Source organism: Candidatus Neomarinimicrobiota bacterium, from assembly GCA_022573815.1.
In the GTDB taxonomy this organism is placed as follows: Bacteria; Fidelibacterota; SORT01; order SORT01; family SORT01; genus JACZTG01.
Map to the genome: position 1 here is coordinate 1 of JACZTG010000060.1, position 2,955 is coordinate 2,955.

A 2,955-nucleotide genomic window follows, 5' to 3' on the forward strand; every position below is an offset into this window, starting at 1 on the left:
CAAAATGCGACCATTTGATATCCTTAGATTCAGATTATTTTCAGCCATAAGACTATATTTATATTGATGATAGATAATGCAAACAACGATTCTAAAGGTGTTCGCCTTTTGGCCCCTCCCAGGGAGCTGAAGGAGACTGGTCACCATTATTGGTGACCTTTTGCATCTTACTGTCCTCTAAAACCTTTGCTATATTTGCTATTAGAGAAATCACGCTGTCAGAATTCGGGGGAGTGAAGATTTAACGCTTCATATAAACCCTCATACTTTTCGCCGCCGAATACTTCAGGAGTGGTTGCAACATCTCCGAGCGCGGTTCCTGTAGCGCCGTCAAGCACCAATATCCGTTTTTTAAGCGTCTCCCTTAATATTTTTACCCTGTCAGTCATAGATACATCACTTTCCTAAAATTCTGTTTTTTCCTAATTGTCCACCGCCAAGTGAATAATAATTAGATTTTCCTTCTTTTATTTTGCCCGATGCGTTGCGCGTGTCAACAATGAATTTTGAATTATCAAAGACCATCTGCCATTCTATTTTGGAATGATCGGTAATAATTATCACACACTCGAACTCTTTCAGCATTTCTTCATTTAGTTCGATTGATTCGCCCTCTAAGTTATCCTCTTTAAAATTAGGGACAAACGGATCATGGTACTCAATGTTTATTACTCCTTTTTCCAAAAGAGACTCCCACACGTGGATACCCGGTGAGTTACGGAGATCTTCAATATCGGGTTTATATGCGATTCCGATTATCAGAACCCTGCATTCCGGCAGCGGAGTCGGTGACATCGAAAGCGCTTGAATAGTCCTGTCTGCCACGTAACGAGGCATATTTTCGTTCGTTTTAGCGGCATGCTCAATAAAATCAGAATAAAAATTATACTCTTTCGCTTTCCACGAAAGATAATAAGGATCAATCTGAATGCAATGTCCTCCGATTCCCGGTCCGGGATTGAACTTCATAAATCCAAACGGTTTTGTCGAAGCGGCTCTTACCACTTCCCAGATATCAATCCCTCCGATTCGGTCGCACAGCATTGCCATTTCATTTATCATCGCTATATTTACGCTTCTGAAAATATTTTCAAGAAGTTTCGCCATTTCCGCCACTTCCGGACTCGACACTTTCACTACATCATTCGTTATCATAGACAGCAGATTAGAGGCTTCTTCAGTGCATTTTTCCGTGATGCCGCCCAAAACGATCGGCGTATTGGTAAACGTATACTTTTCACTTCCGGGATCAACTCTTTCCGGCGCAAAGGCAACATAACCGTCAGTTCCGATCTTTATTCCTGCTGCTTCCATTTTTGGAACAATAAATTCCCGGGTGGTGCCCGGATATGTGGTACTCCTGAGAATTACCAAATGTCCATTACGGAGGTATGGGGCGATTCCATCAACCACGCTTTTTATAAATGATACATCGGGTGTTTTATGAACAGTGACCGGTGTGGGAACACAAATTATTATTGCATCGGTATCCTTTACTGCTGAAAGTTCTGTTGTGGCGGATAATACCCCCTTAGTGACCACAGTTGACAGTTCTTCGGAAGAGAGATCAGAGATATAGCTCTCACCATTTTTAATTTTTTCTATCTTCACTTCATCAACATCAATTCCGACAATATTCACACCATTCTTGGCAAATTCTACCGCTAAGGGAAGCCCAACATATCCCAAACCGATTATTGATAACTTATTGTTTCCGTAACCCATACTAACCTCGTTGGTTAATTAACTTCGCGCATAAAATTCGAGCATTTATAATTTAGGAGGAACCCTCTACCTCCGATTCAATTTCTTTGAACGTCATCTGTCGTTTCAGCAGCATCATTCCCCCTAGCTCCTACGACTACATAATCTCCTGAGATAGAGACTGAAGATCCGAACTCATTACCTTCCGTTCTATCGGATGGAAATAATTTAGATTCCTCCTCCCAACTCTTACCCATACGTTTGAACAGATATGCCCCACCTGAATAACTACCATTTTCAGCATCGCCTGGAGCTCCTACGATGGCATAATCACCAGAAACGGAGACTGACCATCCGATCGCATCATCCCCAGCTTTGTCAGCCACCGTTAATTTAAATTCACTGATTTGCGCGTGAGCTAGTTGCTGAAATATCAGCATTACCATTGCATTTAAAATAAAAGGTAGATACGTAATGTACTTGAACATTCTATGCTCCCTGTGAGTCTTCCTCATTAGTTAAGGAACGCAATATAACTGCGTCTGATTTTACAGTAAAGTCCAAATGCATTATAGAGATAATCGTTATCTATACTAATAAACTGTTTTACCAATAAACCTTGGAATAGAAAATAATCTTTGTTTAGCGGTTCTTTCCAGTTTCATGAACGATCATTTTTACGAATTATGCTTAAAGTCCTAAAAAGTTCTGAGCCACTATTACCAATCTTTTTTCGTCACCTAAAACGTTCCTTGTAGAACATCTCCACGAGGATTGCAGAGTAATTAAGCAGGTGCAAAAAATCATCAGGACCTGTGCCGGCATGTTCGTATTTTACCTTTTTATAGTTCGGATCGTATTCTATGTACACGTTCAGAATGTCCTCTGCGAAGGTCTTTATTATTTCCTTTCTCGGGAATTTGTACTTTTTCTTCGCTAATCTCGAGAACACATTGACCTTACCCCCTAAAGTTGGAACAGTTACAGAGTTACACATTTAGTATATTTCAACTAATAGGAGGAAGTCAGATGCGACCAAGGAAGTTTACCACAGAGAAGATAATAATTAAGTTAAGAGAGGCAGAAGTACTTATAAGTCAGGGTATGGATGCAGATGAGGCATCGAGGCAGATCGGAGTTAGTAGACAGACATTCTATCGTTGGCGTAAAGAGTTTGGAGGAATGCGTGTAGATCAGGCCAGGAGATTGAAGATACTCCAGAAGGAGAACCTTAGGTTAACGATATTCTAT

General features: G+C 40.6%; 5 protein-coding genes. 1 reads left to right on the forward strand and 4 read right to left on the reverse strand.

The window, feature by feature from the left end; translation table 11 throughout:
• Positions 1-218: 218 nt before the first annotated feature.
• The 4 genes from IIB39_11315 to IIB39_11330 all read right to left on the reverse strand — a co-directional run bounded on the left by IIB39_11315 (position 219) and on the right by IIB39_11330 (position 2,656).
• Entirely contained in the window at positions 219-389 is a 171-nt protein-coding gene (locus IIB39_11315) for a hypothetical protein (protein MCH8929284.1), read from the reverse strand.
• 7 nt (positions 390-396) lie between these two features.
• Positions 397-1,725, reverse strand: a complete 1,329-nt coding sequence (locus IIB39_11320; GenBank protein MCH8929285.1) for a nucleotide sugar dehydrogenase — start codon at positions 1,723-1,725, stop codon at positions 397-399.
• 77 nt (positions 1,726-1,802) lie between these two features.
• Positions 1,803-2,144 carry an FG-GAP repeat protein gene (locus tag IIB39_11325; protein ID MCH8929286.1) on the reverse strand — a complete coding sequence of 114 codons (342 nt, stop codon included), beginning with the start codon at positions 2,142-2,144 and terminating at the stop codon, positions 1,803-1,805.
• A 296-nt stretch (positions 2,145-2,440) separates the two neighbouring features.
• Complete coding sequence (locus IIB39_11330) at positions 2,441-2,656, reverse strand: hypothetical protein (GenBank protein MCH8929287.1); 216 nt, start codon at positions 2,654-2,656, stop codon at positions 2,441-2,443.
• 77 nt (positions 2,657-2,733) lie between these two features.
• Here IIB39_11330 and IIB39_11335 point away from each other — a divergent pair.
• A partial coding sequence (locus tag IIB39_11335) for a transposase (GenBank protein MCH8929288.1) occupies positions 2,734-2,955 on the forward strand: 222 nt, incomplete at its 3' end.